The following is a 14,501-nucleotide window of genomic DNA, read 5'->3' on the forward strand; positions in this document are numbered from 1 at the left end:
GCCATGGGTCCGACCTCCGGCGGCCGTCCGCGATGAAGGTCGATTTCTGGCAGCTCTCCGCCAGCTCGGTGGAACAGGTCGTGGCACTGATCGCGCCGCGCGTGCTTCGCGAGGGCAGTCGCCTGTTGGTCGTGCACGAGGATGAGGCCCGGCGCGATGCGCTGTCCGATGCCCTGTGGTCGAACCAGCCGGAGGAATTCCTGGCCAATGGTATCGTCGGGGCAGGGCACGAGGCGCGCCAGCCGATCCTGATTTCGCAGGCCTGCGAACCGCTCAACAGCGCGGATCATGTCGTCTTCGCCGACGGCAAATGGCGCGCGCCCTCGGGTTTTGCCCGCGCATTCCTGTTGTTCGACGATGCCACTGTGGAGGCAGCAAGGGCATGCTGGAGTGCGCTGGGCAAGGAAGCCGGGTTGGAACGCAGCTTCTATCGGCAGGATGGGGGGAAATGGGCCAGGATCGCCTGACCGGCGCGCGCGCGTTCGCGAGCCTTATTGCCGGGCTGGCGGCGCTGTTGTGTGCCGCGTGCGGCGACGAGGCCCATCATAGCGTCGATCCGGCGAGCGAAGAGGTGCAGGTCCAGATCCCCACCAGGGAAGGGCGCGCCACCATGCGCAGCGGTCCGCAAGTCGCCCCGCGTCTCCCGCTCGGCTTCACCATCGTGCCGAACGCGCGTGTGGTCCACGCGACCGATGTGAAGCGCGCCGACCGGAAGGGTTCGCTGGTCGCATTGGAAAGTGGCGACAGTCCGGTCGAACTCGCCCGGTTCTACCGCCAGGAGGCCGAAGCGGCGGGCCTCGCCATATCCTACAGCCTGGGCGACGAGGGGCGACAGACACTGGTCGGAGAGGGGGCGAAGGGGCGCAGCTTCTCCCTGTCCGCCCGCCGGGAAGGCGATCTCACCCGCGCCGAACTGTTCGTCAGCGACGGATTGCAACGATAGCGTCGTTCCGAAGGGTTGCCGAGAGAGCCCCGCGCGGCTAGGGGCTCGCGCAATTTTACGACCATCTCTTGCAAGGATACTACCCATGGCGGCCAACCGCACATTCTCGATCATCAAGCCCGATGCCACTCGCCGCAACCTGACCGGCGCGGTCACCAAGATGCTGGAGGATGCGGGGCTGCGCGTCGTCGCGTCCAAGCGGATCCAGATGACCGAAGACCAAGCGAAGGGCTTCTACGAAGTGCACAAGGATCGCCCGTTCTACGGCGAACTTGTCGATTTCATGACCAGCGGCCCGGTGGTGGTGCAGGTGCTCGAGGGCGAGGATGCGGTGAAGCGCAATCGCGACATCATGGGCGCGACCAACCCCGCCGATGCCGAGGAAGGCACGATCCGCAAGACTTTCGCCGAATCGATCGAAGCGAACACCGTCCACGGTTCCGACTCGGACGAAAATGCAGAGAAGGAAATCGCCTTCTTCTTTGACGATAATGAAATCGTGGGCTGACAAAGCCCTACGAAACGGCGAATAATTCGCTGAAATAACTTACTGTTACCCTCCACCGAACAGTGATACACTGTTCGCGTGGGTGGGTCTGTAACTTTCAACCGCTTCTTGCGGGAACGCCGCAACCGGCGCTGCGCGAAATCCTTCCGCAATGCGCTCAATACGCGCGCATTCGAAAGTCTCGAAGCGCTGCTGGCCCCGCACGTGGTGCATATCGACAGCCAGTTCGCCGTGATCGAAGGGCGCGAAGCCATCATTCGCGCTTTTCGCCGCCTCATGGCGATCGTGCCCGACTGGCGACTGGAGCTCGACGAGCTGCTGGTAAACGACCGGGCGGTAATGGCGCACGGGCGAATTCATTCGGAATTGCCCGAAATCGCCGGCGAGGGCTTGTGGACGCTGATTTTCGAAGGCGGCAAGGTCGCAGAAATTCAAGAGATGCGCCACCAGCGGCAGGGGGCTTTCACGAGCATGGTCGATCCGCGCGATGCCGCTTCGCCGCCGCCGCCCTCCGGCAACACGGACGCCGACGTCTTCCACCGCACTCACTGATTGCGAAGGTCGCCCGCACGCATGCCTGCTGCCTACCGCGGGTTGGCGCCGCCGGAGACGTAGTCGGCGACCACGCGCGGATAAAGCTGGTGCTCCGCGAACAGCACCCGGCGGGCCAGCGTATCGGGTGTGTCTCCGGGCAGCACCGCGACCTGCATCTGTCCCAAAACCTCTCCCCCATCGAGCTCGCTGTCAACCAGGTGGACGGAAACGCCCGCCACGCTGTCGCCCGCCGCGATCGCGCGTGCATGGGTATCCAGCCCCTTGTATTTCGGCAGCAGAGAGGGGTGGATGTTGAACATCCGGCCCCGCCAGGACGCGACCATCTCTTCGCCCAGCACGCGCATATAGCCGGCGAGCGCGACGTAATCGGCACCGTGCTCGCGGATCGCCGCATCCATTGCCGCATCGTGTTCCGCCCGTTCCATGCCCCTGTGCGACAGGGAGAAAGTCGCGATTCCCTCCGCCTCGGCCAGCGCGAGGCCCGGCGCATCGGGATTGTTGCTGGCGACCAGCACGATTTCGTAAGGTGCGCCCGGCAGGCGGCTGGCATAGAGTAGCGCGGCCATATTGGTGCCGCTGCCGGAGATCAGCACCGCCAGCCGCGCGGGCCGATGCACCGAAGGCGGGGCCGCAGCGGCGGGCGCGTCAGGCATTGTGCGTTGCTTCCCAATCGCCCCGACCCGACCAGGTGCCCGCACTGCCGCGAACGGTGCAGCCGCGCGTTCCCGCTTCGATCGTGCCGATACGGTGGACGCTTTCGCCCGCCGCCTCCAGCCTCTCGCGCACCTCGTCGGCATTCTCCGGCGTCGCCGCCAGCACCATGCCGATGCCGCAATTGAAAGTCCTCGCCATCTCGCCCGGCTCGATATTTCCCTGCGCCTGCAGGAACGCCATCAGCCCCGACTGCGACCATGTACCGGCATCGACCACGGCATGCGCGCCCTCCGGCAGCACGCGCGGAATATTCTCCAGCAGACCGCCGCCGGTAATATGCGCCAGCGCGTCGATCAGCCCGCTGCGCACCACCGGCAACAGGCTTTCGACATAGATCCGCGTGGGTTCGAGCAGGGTTTCGACCAGCAGCCGCTCCTGATCGAACAGGGCGGGGCGATCCAGTCGCCAGCCCTTATCCGCGGCCAGCCGCCGGACGAGCGAAAAGCCGTTCGAATGCACGCCCGAACTGGCGAGCCCCAGCATGACGTGCCCCGGTGCGACCCGCTCCCCCGTCAGCTGCTCTCCGCGCTCGACCGCGCCCACGCAGAACCCGGCGAGGTCGTAGTCCCCTTCGGCATACATGCCCGGCATTTCCGCCGTCTCGCCACCAATCAGGGCGCAGCCCGCCATCTGACAGCCTTCGGCGATTCCGGCGATCACGCGCTCTGCGATGCCGGTCTCCAGCTTGCCGGTGGCGAAATAGTCGAGGAAGAACAGCGGCTCCGCCCCTTGCACGATCAGGTCATTGACGCACATCGCGACCAGGTCGATCCCGACATGATCGTGCCGCCCGGTCTCGATCGCCAGCTTCAGCTTGGTGCCGACCCCGTCGTTCCCGGCGACCAGCAGCGGGTCTTTATAGCCCGCCGCTTTGGGGTCGAAGAAACCACCGAAACCGCCGATTTCGCCATCCGCGCCGGGCCGCATCGTCGCCTTCACCAGGGGACCGATCGCCTTCACCAGGCGGTTGCCGGCCGCGATCGAAACCCCGGCCTGTTCGTACGTATAGCGCCGCTCGTCTTCGTTCATGCTGCGTGCCTTACGCATTCGCGCTTGGAATCGCACGGGGCTTTCGGCAAAAGGCGGGCGATTATCCCCCATGCCCGTTTTCCGCTCCCCCGCCATGCGCCCGGCGCTCCTGATCGTCGCCATCGCTGCGTTCGTCGCGCTCGGCGTGCTGTGGGCCCGCGCACAGGTCGATGGCGACCGCGGAATTCCGCCGGTCATGGCCAGCAACGATATCGACGTGTCGGGGATCGAGGTCGACGTCACCGCGAAGAATGCGGAGGAGGCCCGGCTGGAGGGGTGGCATCAGGCGGCCCGCAAGGCGTGGGCGAAGCTGGAGGGGCCTAACCTCGGCGACAGCCAGCTGCAGGGAATCGTTTCCGCAATCGTGATCGAGGACGAGCAGATCGGCGATCGCCGGTACAAGGCCCGTCTGGGCGTCATTTTCGACCGGCAGCGGGCGGGCAGCTATCTCGGCGCGGCGGGCCGCGCGGCGCGTTCCGCGCCGATGCTGCTGATCCCGGTGACCTTCACCGGCGGGACCGAGACGGTCTATGAACGGCGCAACGAATGGCAGCGCGCCTGGGCCGAATACCAACCCGGATCGAGCCGCGTGGACTATGTCCGCCCGGCGGGCTCGGGGGCCGATTCGCTGCTCGTCACCTATGGCCAGAGCGGGCGGCGCAGCCGCACCTGGTGGCGCAACATCCTCGACCAGTTCGGCGCGAGCGACGTCATCGTCGCGATCGCGCGGCTGGACTACGCCTATCCCGGTGGCCCGGTGCGAGGGACCTTCACTGCACGCTACGGCCCCGACAGCACCTATCTCGCCAGTTTCACGATGGATGCGGGCAATCCGCGCGAACTGCCTGCGATGCTCGATCGCGCGGTGCTGCGGATGGACAAGATCTTCGAAAGCGCCCTGGCCGACGGTCGGCTGACGCCCGATCCCACGCTGGCTAGCGGCGGAGGCCAGATGGACCCGGCGGTCCGGCAATTGATCGACCGGGGCGAGGCCGCGCAGGCGCAACGCCGGGCGGCGGAAGCGGCGGCCCGCGCGGCGCAGCAGGCGGCAGAGACGGACGATCAGCCCACCATCACGCTGCCCCCTACCCAGGGCGCGACCGTGGCGACCTATGTCGTCCAGTTCGCCACCCCCGATGCGGGCGCGGTCGATGCCACCCTCTCGGCGGTCAATGCGACGCCAGGCGTGCGTTCGACCGCGACGAGTTCGCTCGCGATCGGCGGAACCTCCGTGATGCGCGTAACCTACGCCGGATCGCTGAACGATCTGGCACAGGCGCTGGCCGGGCGCGGCTTCTCCGTGACGCAGGGCGGCGGCGCGCTTTCGATCCGGCGCTAGGCGAGCGGCGCATGTCGCAAATCGCGCTTCCCCTATCCCGCGGTCTCCCGACCGATCCGGCCAGCATCGTGCTGGGCGAGGCGAATGCCCATGTGGCCGAAGCGCTGGCGAATCCTCTCCGCTGGCCGTTCGGCACGGCGATCCTGTTCGGCCCGCCGCGGTCCGGCAAATCGCTGTTCGCGCGCTGGTTCGCCGCGTCGGGGAAGGGTACTGCCATCGACCGCGCCGCCTCGCTCGACGAAACGGAGCTGTTCCACCGCTGGAACCGCGCGCAGGAAAGCGGCGAGCCCCTGCTGCTGGTCGCGGAGGGAGAGGGGTGGGACATCGCGCTGCCCGATCTCGCCTCGCGCCTGGGTGCGGGGCTGCACCTGCTGATCGGACCGCCCGACGATGCGATGGTCGGGGCGCTGATCGAAAGCCATGCCGCGCGGCTGGGCCTTGCGCTGGGCGATGGGGCGATTACCTACCTCGTACCCCGCACGGCGCGCGACTTTGCCGGGATCGAACGGCTGGTGGAAACGATCGACCGGCTGACACTGGAGCGCAAGGCCCCCGCAACGCTCGGCATCTGGCGCGATGCGCTGGACGCGGTGCAGGGGCCGGAACAGGCGCGCTTGCTTTGACCCCACCTTGAGGGGTAGATTCGAGAGGATGATGTTCAAAGGCCTCGTCGATTATCTGGACTCGATCCAGAAACGGGACCCGGCGCCGCGTTCGCGGTGGGAAATCCTGCTCTATCCCGGCGTGCTTGCGCTCGGTCTTCACCGGGTCGCGCACTGGCTATTCGAAGCGCGAATGTATTTCTGCGCGCGCTTCGTGAACCATTTTTCGCGCGTGCTGACCGGGATCGACATCCACCCGGGCGCGAAGATCGGGCGTCATTTCTTCATCGACCATGGCTTCACCGTGGTCGGGGAAACCGCGGTGATCGGCGACAACGTCACGATCTATCAATGCGTCACGCTGGGCGGCACCAACCCGGCGAACGGGATTGGTGGCAAGCGTCACCCGACGATAGAGGACAACGTGATCATCGGTTCGGGCGCGCAGGTTATCGGCCCGATCGTGGTCGGCGAACGCGCGCGCATCGGCGCGAATGCGGTGGTCACCGACGATGTGCCCGCCGGTGCGACGATGATCGGGATGAAGGCGCGCTCCACACTGGTCCCGGCGGAAGAATGGCTGCGCGAGTTCATCCCCTACGGCACCCCGTGCGATGAGCCGTGCGAAGAACTGGCGACCGGCAACGGTCGCCGTCGGCTCGAAGGGCTGGAGGTGCAATTGCGCACGCTGGAGAGCGAGATCGCCCGGCTGCGTGCCGACAGCGAAGCGGCGCGGGGCGACGATCCGACGAATGGTCGCCGCAGCGGGGCTGGGCGCTGATGGCGAGCGTTCCCGGCGGCACCGTGGTCGCCTTTCCCGGTCGCAAGCCCAGCCAGGTCGGCTTCGACCGGGACGAGCTGATGCGTATCCTGGACCTTTACGGGCGCATGGTCGCGGCGGGCGAGTGGCGGGACTACGCGATGGATTTCACGAAGGATTACGCCGCCTTCGCCGCATTCCGCCGGACTGCCGAGCGCCCGCAGGCGCGGGTGGAGAAGCGACCGGCCTTGCGCAATCGGCAGGGCATGTGGACGCTGTTCGGCGAGCACGGCCAGATACTGAAGCGCGGGCACGAGCTCGCCGGGGTCCTCGCCCCGATGGAGCGCAAGCTGGTGAAGGCGATCGACGACTGACGCACCAGCGGCTGGCCGGTGCGCCAGTCGCTGCGATCAGGCGGAGGCCGTCGCGGGCAGCGCGCCGATCTCCGGCAGGCGGTCGCGCCATTCGGTCGGCAGCATCCGCACCACCTTGCCGCGGATCGGCGTCCAGAAGGCGGAGAGCGTCAGCAGCGCCGATCCGATGATCAGCGCGGTCAGCGCAAAGTTCAGCTCCACCGCCCCGAACCGGTCAAACAGGAAGGTCAGCGCCGCCAGCACGTAGGCGAGGGCGGAGACCAGCAGCGCGCGTCGGTCGACCGCCAGCGCCACCACGCCGAACAGTATGTAGACCGCGATCACGCCCAGCGCGCCGCCCACGCCGACCGCATCGCCCCCGTCCATCACGCCGAGCGAATAGAACAGCGGATGGGCCAGCATAGGGGCGGCGAGCAGGTGGAGCCAGAAGGCCACGTCGCTACGCCGTGTGGTGCGCGCCGGATCGCTCATGTCCCAGCGCATCGCAAAGGCGAATATCGCCAGTCCGGCGGCGAAGATGAACCACAGAACCGCATCGAACGGCCGATCCATGCCCGCAGCGTCGAGAAGGGTGAAGACGAACGAAAGGACGGTAACGGCGATCGCGCCTGCTCCGGCAGCGACCGTGATCGGCACCATGAAACGGCGCCAGTGCACCCAAGCGGCTCCCGCTGCGAAGAGCCCGGCGACGCTGGCAATAATGCCGCCCGCCTCGCCCGTTTGCGGTTCGCCGCCGAGCGCCAGGCCTATGCCCATGAAAGTCGCGAACACCGCGCCTACATAGGCCAGCAGCAGAATGATGCTGGGCAGCGCCATACGCCGCCGCCGGGTGAAGAATTCGGCCAGGCCCCACGCGGTTGCGGCGACCAGGATACCGCCGAAGATCAGGTTCATCGCGGTGCGCAGGCCCTGCGCGGCTTGCCACGTGTTCCACTGCGCCTCGCTGAGATCCTGCCCGGTCATGCCCGGATATGTAGGGACGGGGGCGAAGATCCCTGCGATCTGCTGCCCGATCGCGCCAGCCGCGAGCAGCATGATGATCGCGCCGATGGCGACGAAAATGTCGTTGAAGCTGTTGATCAGGCGGAAGTTCTCTTCGTCGCCGCGCGGCATTTCGCGCACCTGCGTCATATGTGCCCGAAAAGAAGCGGCCGCCTCGGGGGTCAATGCCCCCGCGGCGACCGCCGAATTGATGTCTTCCTCGCTATACATCGCCGCGTCCCCTGAAAATTCAGGGACGGGCTTACCGCGAGTGTATTATTTGGTCAATACAGCTCGGCTCAGCCTCGTGCGGAGGAGGGGCCCTGGCCTGTAACCTTCTGCATCGCGGCGAGGATCTGGCCGGACTGCTCGGCACCCGATTCCGGGGCCTTCAGATTGCTGAACTCGCCGATCTTGTCCCAGTGCTTGGCGAAATCCTCGACCGTGCGCTCGCCCTCTGGCAGCCAGACCGGTTCGTTCATCACAGTCCACGCGCTGTGATAGCCGCCCGCGCCCGCGCCGACGATGGCGTTGCTGGGCGCATCCTCGCTGACGAGGAAGAGCGCGGCGGGAACCACGTTCTCCGGCGCGAAGAGTTCGAACGCCTGTTCCGGGAACAGGTCCTCGGTCATGCGCGTGCCCGCCACGGGGCTGAGCGTATTGACCTTGATGTTGTACTTCGCGCCTTCGAGATGAAGCGTCTTGGTCAGCCCGGCGAGGCCGAGCTTGGCCGCGCCGTAATTGGCCTGGCCGAAATTGCCGAACAGGCCGGTAGAGGACGCGGTCATCAGCACGCGGCCATAGGACTGCTCGCGGAAGGTTTCCCACGCGGCCTTGGTCGCATAGGCGCTGCCAAGCAGGTGGACCTTCACCACAAACTCGAAATCCTCCGGGCTCATCTTGGCGAAGCTCTTGTCGCGCAGGACGCCGGCGTTGTTGATCAGGATGTGGACGCCGCCCCATTGCTGCTTCGCGTCGGCGATCATCTTTTCCATCTGGTCGTATTCGGTCACAGAAGCGCCGTTCGAGACTGCGGTGCCGCCCGCCTTCTCGATCTCCTCGACGACTTCCAGCGCCATGTCCGAATGGCCGGTGCCGTCGCGCGATCCGCCAAGATCGTTGACCACGACCTTCGCGCCGCGCCGCGCCAGTTCCAGCGCATATTGCTTGCCGAGCCCGCCGCCCGCGCCGGTGACGATGGCGACCTTGTCCTTGAAATCGATGCTCATGCCTGATGTCTCCCGTTGAAGTTTACGTGCACGTAAAACGTGGGCGCGGAGTGGCAGGTTCCGAGACTGGGCGCAACCGGGCGCGGGCCGTGTCGCCGTGCCGTAACGGCAGGCGGAGGGCTCAGCCGCCTAGCCGGGCCAATGCCGCCGGAATATCGGCGAATCGTTCCACCGCCGCATCGCCGCCGAGCTCGGCAGGAGCGCGGTCGCAATAGCCGTACCCCGCGACGATCACCGGTACCTCCGCCGCGCGCGCCGCGCCGACATCGTAGCTCGAATCGCCCACGAAGGCGCTTCGCCCGCCGCCGCAGCGCCGCCGCGCTTCGACCAGCGGATCGGGCATGGGCTTGGCGCGGTAATTCCCGTCCTCGTCGCGCCCGAGGCTGTCGCCGCCGATGATCGTTCCGAACCGGTCGGCAAGGCCCAGGGTCGTGAGGATGTTCGTGGCGAAGCCTTCGAACTTGTTGGTCACGACCGCCACCGCGATGCCGCGCGCGGCCAGATCGTCCAGCACGGCCTCCACGCCCGGATAGGGCCGGGTGTGGACCGTATTGTGCGCCTCGTAATAGGCGAGCAGGCTCTTGTAGAGCGGGCGGAATGCCTCGCGCGCCATGTCGCCGCCCTGTCGCTCGATCGCACGGGCGAGCATCCTCTTGGCCCCGCCGCCGATCAGACCCTCGATCTCCTCGACGGGCACGGGGCGATAGCCCCCTTCGCGCAGCGCGTGGTTCACCGCTTCGCTCAGGTCGCGATGGGTGTCGAGCAGCGTACCGTCGAGGTCGAAGCCGACGATATCGAAGGGGATGTCCAAAGTAATTTCACTCATGGCGGCGCGGGGTGACGGATGGTTCTTCAAACCGCAAGCGATTGCTGGCATTGCGCGGGTCATGGTTACGCAACGCGCCTTCGCCGCGATCGTCCTTGCCGCGGGCAAGGGTACGCGCATGAAATCCGACCTGCACAAGGTGCTGCAACCCATCGCGGGCAGGCCTATGCTGGAGCATCTGCTGGCTTCGGTGGCCGAACTGGCCCCGCAACACACGGTCGTCGTCACCGGCCACGGGCGCGAGCAGATCGAAACCCAACTGGGCGAGCGGGCCACCATCGCGCACCAGGAACCGCAACTGGGCACCGGCCACGCGGTGCAGCAGGCCGAGAGCGCGCTGGCGGGCTTCGAGGGCGACGTGCTGATCCTCTATGGCGATGTGCCCTTCGTCACCGCCGACACCATGCGGCGCATGGTCGCGCGCCTGCACGAGGCGGATGCGCCGCCCTGCGTGGTGCTCGCCTTCCGCGCGGCCGATCCGGGCGCCTACGGACGCATCGTCAGCGAGGACGATCGCACCATCGGCAAGATGGTGGAGTTTAAGGACGCGACCGCCGCCGAGCGTCAGCTCGACCTGTGCAATTCGGGCATGATGGCGGTGCGCAGCGAGGATCTGTTCGGCCTGCTGGCGCGGGTGACCAACGACAATGCGGCGGGCGAATACTACCTGCCCGACATCGTGATGGTCGCTCAAAAGGATGGCCGGGTCAGCGCGCTGGTCGAAACGGACGAGGCGGAGGTGCAGGGCATCAACAGCCGCGCCGAGCTCGCCCGCGCGGAGGCGCAGTGGCAGGCGGATCAGCGCGAGCACTGGATGGCCGAAGGCGCGACCCTGCGCGCGCCCGAGACGGTCTTCTTCAGCTACGACACCACGCTGGGCCGCGATGTGACGGTGGAGCCGAACGTGGTTTTCGGCCCCGGCGTCACGGTAGCCGCCGGCGCACATATCCGCGCCTTCAGCCATCTAGAGGGCGCACGCGTGGGCGAGGGATGCGAGGTTGGCCCCTACGCACGCCTGCGGCCCGGCGCGGTGCTGGAGCGAGATGCCAAGGTGGGCAATTTCGTGGAGGTGAAGAAGGCGACGCTGGGCGAGGGCGCTAAGGCGAACCATCTCAGCTATCTCGGCGATGCGGAGATCGGCGCGGGCGCGAATATCGGCGCGGGCACGATCACCTGCAATTACGACGGCTATTTCAAGTACAAGACCACCATCGGCCCGCGCGCCTTCATCGGATCGAACAGCGCGCTGGTCGCCCCTGTCCGCATCGGTGCCGATGCGATCGTCGGCGCGGGCAGCACGGTGACGCGAGACGTGGGCGACGGCGAACTGCGGCTGGTGCGCGCGGACCAGAACGTGAAGCCCGGCTGGGCCGACCGTTTCCACGACACGATGAAGCGCAAGAAGGCGGCGGAGACGAAATGAGGGGGGGAGTGCTGGTGACGGTTGCTGCCCTGCTCGTCGCAGGTTGCGGGCAGGGTGCGGCCCAGTCGGCAAAGGATGAGCCGGTCAGCCCTGCGTCCGAGGAAGGCGCGGTCGAACCGGTAGCAACGCCGGGCGACCGGGCATCGGGCGGGGAGGCAGCCTCCGCGCCCAAGGTCACCTCCGTTGCCTGCGCGCAGGACGAGCAGGAATTGTTCGCCTGCACCGCCGGTAGCAAGCGGATCGCGGTGTGCGGCGTCACCGATGCGCAGGGCCGGAAGACCGCACAGTACCGCTTTGGCAGCTCAGACAAGGTGGAGCTCGTGCTCGATGGCGGGCGGTTCGCCAATACGGCCTATTCGGGTGGCGGTGAATCGCAGATCCAGTTCGCCAATGGCGACGTGCGTTACATCGTTTACAGCCGCACCATTCGCACAGGCTTCGATGAAGATGGCAACAAGCCCGAATTTACCGACGGGGTATGGGTCGTGCGTGGAGACGAGAACCTGGCCGACCGGCAATGTACGGGGGAGGTAGTCTCGGTCGATGTGATGGCGGGCGACGCGTATGGCGGGGTCGGCAAGGATGTCTATTACGGCCTCGACTAGCGGGAAGGACGGTGCGCTCTCCTGCTGGTTGTGCGCTCGCCCGATCGCGGGGCGGCTGCAGTGGCATCACACCGTGCCCAAGGCGAAGAAGGGGCGCGAGACCGTGCCCCTCCACCCGATCTGCCACCGCGCGATCCACGCCAATTTCACCAATGCGGAACTGGCGCGGTTCGGCACCGACCGCGCGCGCCTGCTCGAAAACGAACGCGTCGCGAAGTTCATCGCCTGGGTGAAGGACAAGCCGCCCGATTTCCACGCCCCGACGCGGTAGGCGATACCATTCTCGTCGCCCCGGCCCGCGAGCCGGGGCCGGGCTTCCTACTAATCCGCCAGAAGTAAGCCGGGTCCCGGATCGGGTCCGGGACCACGAAACCGGAATTCGGTCGCTATCACTCCTCCTTGTAGCCGCCGCCCTCGTCCATCAGCTGTTGCATCAGATAGACGTTCTGCAGCGCCAGCAGCTTCGCGCGCTGGTCGTTGTCGACGCCGCCCGAATGGCCGCCGGTCATGTCCTCGTAATAGTAATAGGCCTGCCCGTTCTTCGACATGCGTGCCGCCGCCTTGCGCCCGTGGGCGGGGTGCGTGCGATCGTCGGCGGTGCTGGTGATGAAGAACGGGGTCGGGAAATCGATGTCCGACGCCAGCTTCTGATAGGGTGAGTAAGGCTCGATCCAGGCGCGCTGTTCGGGAATGCGCGGGTCGCCATATTCGCCGATCCAGCTCGCTCCGCGTCCGATCTCGAAATAGCGCAGCATGTCGAACAACGGGATCTGCACGATCGCTGCGTTGTAGAGGTCGGGGCGCTGGGTGAACGCGGTGCCGACCAGCAGGCCGCCCTGGCTGCCGCCCTGGATCCCGAGATGCTTCGGGCTGGTGATCTTGCGCGCGACCAGATCGTCGGCGATCGCTTCGAAATCGTCCCAGGTGCGCTGCTTGTTCTCGCGGATCGCGGTCTGGTGCCATTGCGGGCCGAACTCGCCGCCGCCGCGCATATTGCCCAGCACGTATGCGCCGCCGCGCGACAGCCACAGCTTGCCCGTCGTGCCGAGATAGCTGGGCAGGCGGGGGATCTGGAAGCCGCCATAGCCGCTCAGCAGCGTCGGGGTGGTGCCGTCCATCACCATCCCCTTCGGCTTGACGAGGAAGTAGGGGATTTTCGTCCCGTCCTTGCTCGTCGCCTCGAACTGTTCGACCTCCATCCCGTCGGTGTCGAAGCGCGCCGGGCTGGTCTTGATCACTTCCGGCGCGTCGGTCCCGTCGGAGAAATAGAGGGTGGAGGGGGTGAGGAAATCGGTGACCGAATACATGATCCGGTCGCTGTTGTCGTCGGCCGCCGCGACGCCCACCGTGGCGTTGTCGGGCAGGGGCACACGCTCGCTCACCCACGATCCGTCGACGTAATCGAATTTGAGCACCTGCCCGCGCACATTGTCGAGCAGGTTCACGAACATCGAATTGGCGGTGATCGCCGCGCCCTGCTTGGTCTGGCGATCGCCCGGAGCCCAGACCAGTTCCTTCGCCGCGCCGTTGGGATCGGCCTTCCACGCGTCGAGCTTCGCCGCGACGATGGAATCGGCGGGGAAAGTGGTGCCGCCCACCGTCCAGTCGACATCGGTGCTGAACAGGATGTGGTCGTCGACGATGCCGAAAAGGCCGGATTTCTCCGGCATGTCCAGCTTCACCCACTCGCCATCGACCATCAGGAAATACGCGCGATCGTGGAAGTCGAGCCCGCGATAGGCGTAGCGGCCCTGGATGGTGCCGGTCGAATCGCGCAGCAGCGCGGCCCCGGCAGACACGTCCTTCGGTTCGCCGCGAAAGATCTCGGGCGCGGCGGCCAGATCGGTGCCGCGCTTCCATTCACGGGTGGTGAAGGGGTAGTGGCTTTCGGTCGTGGTCCCCTCGCCAAAATCGCGGCTGACCAGCAGCGTGTCCGCGTCGACCCAGCTCGCGCTGCCCTGGCTCTCGGGCAGGAAGAAGCCGCCGTCCACGAAACTGCGGGTCGGAAAATCGAACTCGCGCATCTCGTCGGCATCCTTGCCGCCGTCCGACAGCGCGACCATGCATTTGTCCGAAGCGGGCGGCAGGCAGCTCATGCCGTGGAACACCCATTCGCGCCCTTCCGCCTTCGCCAGCGCGTCTATGTCGAGGATGGTTTCCCATTCCGGCTTCTCGCTGCGATAGCTCTCCAGCGTCGTCAGCCGCAGGATACCGCGCGGGTTCTTCGCGTCCTGCCAGAAATTGACGAGGCCGTGCGGCGTGAAGCTGACGCCAGGAATGCGGTCTTCGCTGTCGAGGATCGCCAGCGCTTCGGCTTTCAGTTCGGCGAAGCGCGGGTCTGCACCCAGCGTCTGGTCGACCCGCTCGTTTTCGGAGCGGACCCAGGTGAGGGCCGGTACACTGCGCGTTTCCTCCAGCCAGATGAAGGGGTCGTTCTCGGCCTCGAACTTGGCGTCGGTATCGGTATCGGCCATTGCGGCAGCGTTCTCCGTCTCGGTGTTCTGCGCCGCGAGCGGCGCGGCGGCGAGCGTCGCCACCGCCAGCGCAGTCGCGATGGCGCGATTGGATACGAATTTCATCGATTCAGTCCCCGTCGTGATTCCCTGTCGCGCG

The 14,501-nt window shown here is 66.6% G+C and carries 16 protein-coding genes and 1 pseudogene; 11 read left to right on the plus strand and 6 right to left on the minus strand.

Features of this window, described 5'->3' with window-relative positions; all coding sequences use genetic code 11:
• Nucleotides 1-32 precede the first annotated feature (32 nt).
• From MKP08_RS08045 to MKP08_RS08060, 4 genes are all read left to right on the plus strand, one after another.
• The gene (locus tag MKP08_RS08045) at nucleotides 33-467 is read left to right on the plus strand and encodes a DNA polymerase III subunit chi (RefSeq protein ID WP_241553384.1); all 435 of its coding nucleotides are present in this window, start codon (nucleotides 33-35) and stop codon (nucleotides 465-467) included.
• Entirely contained in the window at nucleotides 449-943 is a 495-nt protein-coding gene (locus tag MKP08_RS08050) for a hypothetical protein (protein WP_241553385.1), read from the plus strand. Before MKP08_RS08045 ends, MKP08_RS08050 begins: the two co-directional genes overlap by 19 nt.
• Before the next feature lie 85 nt (nucleotides 944-1,028).
• Nucleotides 1,029-1,451 (plus strand): nucleoside-diphosphate kinase, encoded by a 423-nt coding sequence (gene ndk, locus MKP08_RS08055; protein ID WP_241553386.1) that lies wholly within the window; start codon nucleotides 1,029-1,031, stop codon nucleotides 1,449-1,451.
• Nucleotides 1,452-1,529: 78 nt separating this feature from the next.
• A complete protein-coding gene (locus MKP08_RS08060; RefSeq protein ID WP_241553387.1) occupies nucleotides 1,530-2,003 on the plus strand; it encodes a nuclear transport factor 2 family protein in 474 nt (157 codons plus the stop codon).
• 38 nt (nucleotides 2,004-2,041) lie between these two features.
• On the opposite strand, the pseudogene purN reads toward MKP08_RS08060, so the two are convergent.
• Nucleotides 2,042-2,659 (minus strand): annotated as a pseudogene (purN, locus tag MKP08_RS08065) (phosphoribosylglycinamide formyltransferase); the annotation flags it as partial.
• Nucleotides 2,652-3,749, minus strand: coding sequence for a phosphoribosylformylglycinamidine cyclo-ligase (purM, locus tag MKP08_RS08070; RefSeq protein WP_241553388.1), 1,098 nt, complete (start codon nucleotides 3,747-3,749; stop codon nucleotides 2,652-2,654). The pseudogene purN and the gene purM, both read right to left, overlap by 8 nt.
• A gap of 70 nt (nucleotides 3,750-3,819) precedes the next feature.
• Here purM and MKP08_RS08075 point away from each other — a divergent pair, with 70 nt between their 5' ends.
• The 4 genes from MKP08_RS08075 to MKP08_RS08090 are packed head-to-tail and all read left to right on the plus strand — an operon-like array spanning nucleotide 3,820 to nucleotide 6,824.
• A complete protein-coding gene (locus MKP08_RS08075; RefSeq protein ID WP_241553389.1) occupies nucleotides 3,820-5,088 on the plus strand; it encodes a heavy-metal-associated domain-containing protein in 1,269 nt (422 codons plus the stop codon).
• 11 nt (nucleotides 5,089-5,099) lie between these two features.
• Nucleotides 5,100-5,711, plus strand: a complete 612-nt coding sequence (locus MKP08_RS08080) for an ATPase (protein WP_241553390.1) — start codon at nucleotides 5,100-5,102, stop codon at nucleotides 5,709-5,711.
• 31 nt (nucleotides 5,712-5,742) lie between these two features.
• A complete protein-coding gene (epsC, locus tag MKP08_RS08085) occupies nucleotides 5,743-6,471 on the plus strand; it encodes a serine O-acetyltransferase EpsC (RefSeq protein WP_241555572.1) in 729 nt (242 codons plus the stop codon).
• A complete protein-coding gene (locus MKP08_RS08090; RefSeq protein ID WP_215228635.1) occupies nucleotides 6,471-6,824 on the plus strand; it encodes a DUF2794 domain-containing protein in 354 nt (117 codons plus the stop codon). Before epsC ends, MKP08_RS08090 begins: the two co-directional genes overlap by 1 nt.
• Nucleotides 6,825-6,860: 36 nt before the next feature.
• Here the strand turns inward: MKP08_RS08090 and MKP08_RS08095 are convergent, their stop codons facing one another.
• The 3 genes from MKP08_RS08095 to MKP08_RS08105 form a co-directional block, all read right to left on the minus strand.
• Nucleotides 6,861-8,036 (minus strand): LPXTG cell wall anchor domain-containing protein, encoded by a 1,176-nt coding sequence (locus MKP08_RS08095; protein ID WP_241553391.1) that lies wholly within the window; start codon nucleotides 8,034-8,036, stop codon nucleotides 6,861-6,863.
• A gap of 68 nt (nucleotides 8,037-8,104) precedes the next feature.
• Nucleotides 8,105-9,034 carry an SDR family NAD(P)-dependent oxidoreductase gene (locus MKP08_RS08100; RefSeq protein ID WP_241553392.1) on the minus strand — a complete coding sequence of 310 codons (930 nt, stop codon included), beginning with the start codon at nucleotides 9,032-9,034 and terminating at the stop codon, nucleotides 8,105-8,107.
• A 121-nt stretch (nucleotides 9,035-9,155) separates the two neighbouring features.
• On the minus strand, nucleotides 9,156-9,860 hold the full coding sequence (locus MKP08_RS08105; protein WP_241553393.1) for an HAD hydrolase-like protein: 705 nt from the start codon (nucleotides 9,858-9,860) through the stop codon (nucleotides 9,156-9,158).
• Between the two features lie 61 nt (nucleotides 9,861-9,921).
• Between MKP08_RS08105 and glmU the strand changes: the two genes are divergently transcribed.
• Genes glmU through MKP08_RS08120 form a run of 3 tightly spaced genes read left to right on the plus strand, consistent with a single transcriptional unit; the run spans nucleotide 9,922 to nucleotide 12,159 of the window.
• Nucleotides 9,922-11,283: a bifunctional UDP-N-acetylglucosamine diphosphorylase/glucosamine-1-phosphate N-acetyltransferase GlmU gene (gene glmU, locus MKP08_RS08110; RefSeq protein ID WP_241555573.1), complete on the plus strand. Its 1,362-nt coding sequence runs from the start codon at nucleotides 9,922-9,924 to the stop codon at nucleotides 11,281-11,283.
• 14 nt (nucleotides 11,284-11,297) lie between these two features.
• On the plus strand, nucleotides 11,298-11,888 hold the full coding sequence (locus MKP08_RS08115) for a hypothetical protein (protein ID WP_241553394.1): 591 nt from the start codon (nucleotides 11,298-11,300) through the stop codon (nucleotides 11,886-11,888).
• Nucleotides 11,866-12,159, plus strand: coding sequence for an HNH endonuclease (locus MKP08_RS08120; protein WP_241553395.1), 294 nt, complete (start codon nucleotides 11,866-11,868; stop codon nucleotides 12,157-12,159). The genes MKP08_RS08115 and MKP08_RS08120 overlap by 23 nt, the downstream gene beginning before the upstream one ends.
• A gap of 118 nt (nucleotides 12,160-12,277) precedes the next feature.
• Here MKP08_RS08120 and MKP08_RS08125 read toward each other — a convergent pair whose 3' ends face one another.
• Nucleotides 12,278-14,467 carry a prolyl oligopeptidase family protein gene (locus MKP08_RS08125; protein WP_241553396.1) on the minus strand — a complete coding sequence of 730 codons (2,190 nt, stop codon included), beginning with the start codon at nucleotides 14,465-14,467 and terminating at the stop codon, nucleotides 12,278-12,280.
• Nucleotides 14,468-14,501 lie beyond the last annotated feature (34 nt).

Source organism: Erythrobacter sp. LQ02-29, assembly GCF_022576075.2.
GTDB lineage: Bacteria > Pseudomonadota > Alphaproteobacteria > Sphingomonadales > Sphingomonadaceae > Alteriqipengyuania.

What these genes read in the sequence shown, in the direction of transcription:
- MKP08_RS08100 (WP_241553392.1), bottom strand. Translation starts at nt 9,034, where the DNA reads ATGAGCATCGATTTCAAGGACAAGGTCGCCATCGTCACCGGCGCGGGC.
- MKP08_RS08120 (WP_241553395.1), top strand. Translation starts at nt 11,866, where the DNA reads ATGTCTATTACGGCCTCGACTAGCGGGAAGGACGGTGCGCTCTCCTGC.
- MKP08_RS08080 (WP_241553390.1), top strand. Translation starts at nt 5,100, where the DNA reads ATGTCGCAAATCGCGCTTCCCCTATCCCGCGGTCTCCCGACCGATCCG.
- MKP08_RS08125 (WP_241553396.1), bottom strand. Translation starts at nt 14,467, where the DNA reads ATGAAATTCGTATCCAATCGCGCCATCGCGACTGCGCTGGCGGTGGCG.
- MKP08_RS08045 (WP_241553384.1), top strand. Translation starts at nt 33, where the DNA reads ATGAAGGTCGATTTCTGGCAGCTCTCCGCCAGCTCGGTGGAACAGGTC.
- MKP08_RS08095 (WP_241553391.1), bottom strand. Translation starts at nt 8,036, where the DNA reads ATGTATAGCGAGGAAGACATCAATTCGGCGGTCGCCGCGGGGGCATTG.
- epsC (WP_241555572.1), top strand. Translation starts at nt 5,743, where the DNA reads ATGTTCAAAGGCCTCGTCGATTATCTGGACTCGATCCAGAAACGGGAC.
- ndk (WP_241553386.1), top strand. Translation starts at nt 1,029, where the DNA reads ATGGCGGCCAACCGCACATTCTCGATCATCAAGCCCGATGCCACTCGC.
- MKP08_RS08105 (WP_241553393.1), bottom strand. Translation starts at nt 9,860, where the DNA reads ATGAGTGAAATTACTTTGGACATCCCCTTCGATATCGTCGGCTTCGAC.
- MKP08_RS08050 (WP_241553385.1), top strand. Translation starts at nt 449, where the DNA reads ATGGGCCAGGATCGCCTGACCGGCGCGCGCGCGTTCGCGAGCCTTATT.
- MKP08_RS08075 (WP_241553389.1), top strand. Translation starts at nt 3,820, where the DNA reads ATGCCCGTTTTCCGCTCCCCCGCCATGCGCCCGGCGCTCCTGATCGTC.
- MKP08_RS08090 (WP_215228635.1), top strand. Translation starts at nt 6,471, where the DNA reads ATGGCGAGCGTTCCCGGCGGCACCGTGGTCGCCTTTCCCGGTCGCAAG.
- glmU (WP_241555573.1), top strand. Translation starts at nt 9,922, where the DNA reads ATGGTTACGCAACGCGCCTTCGCCGCGATCGTCCTTGCCGCGGGCAAG.
- purM (WP_241553388.1), bottom strand. Translation starts at nt 3,749, where the DNA reads ATGAACGAAGACGAGCGGCGCTATACGTACGAACAGGCCGGGGTTTCG.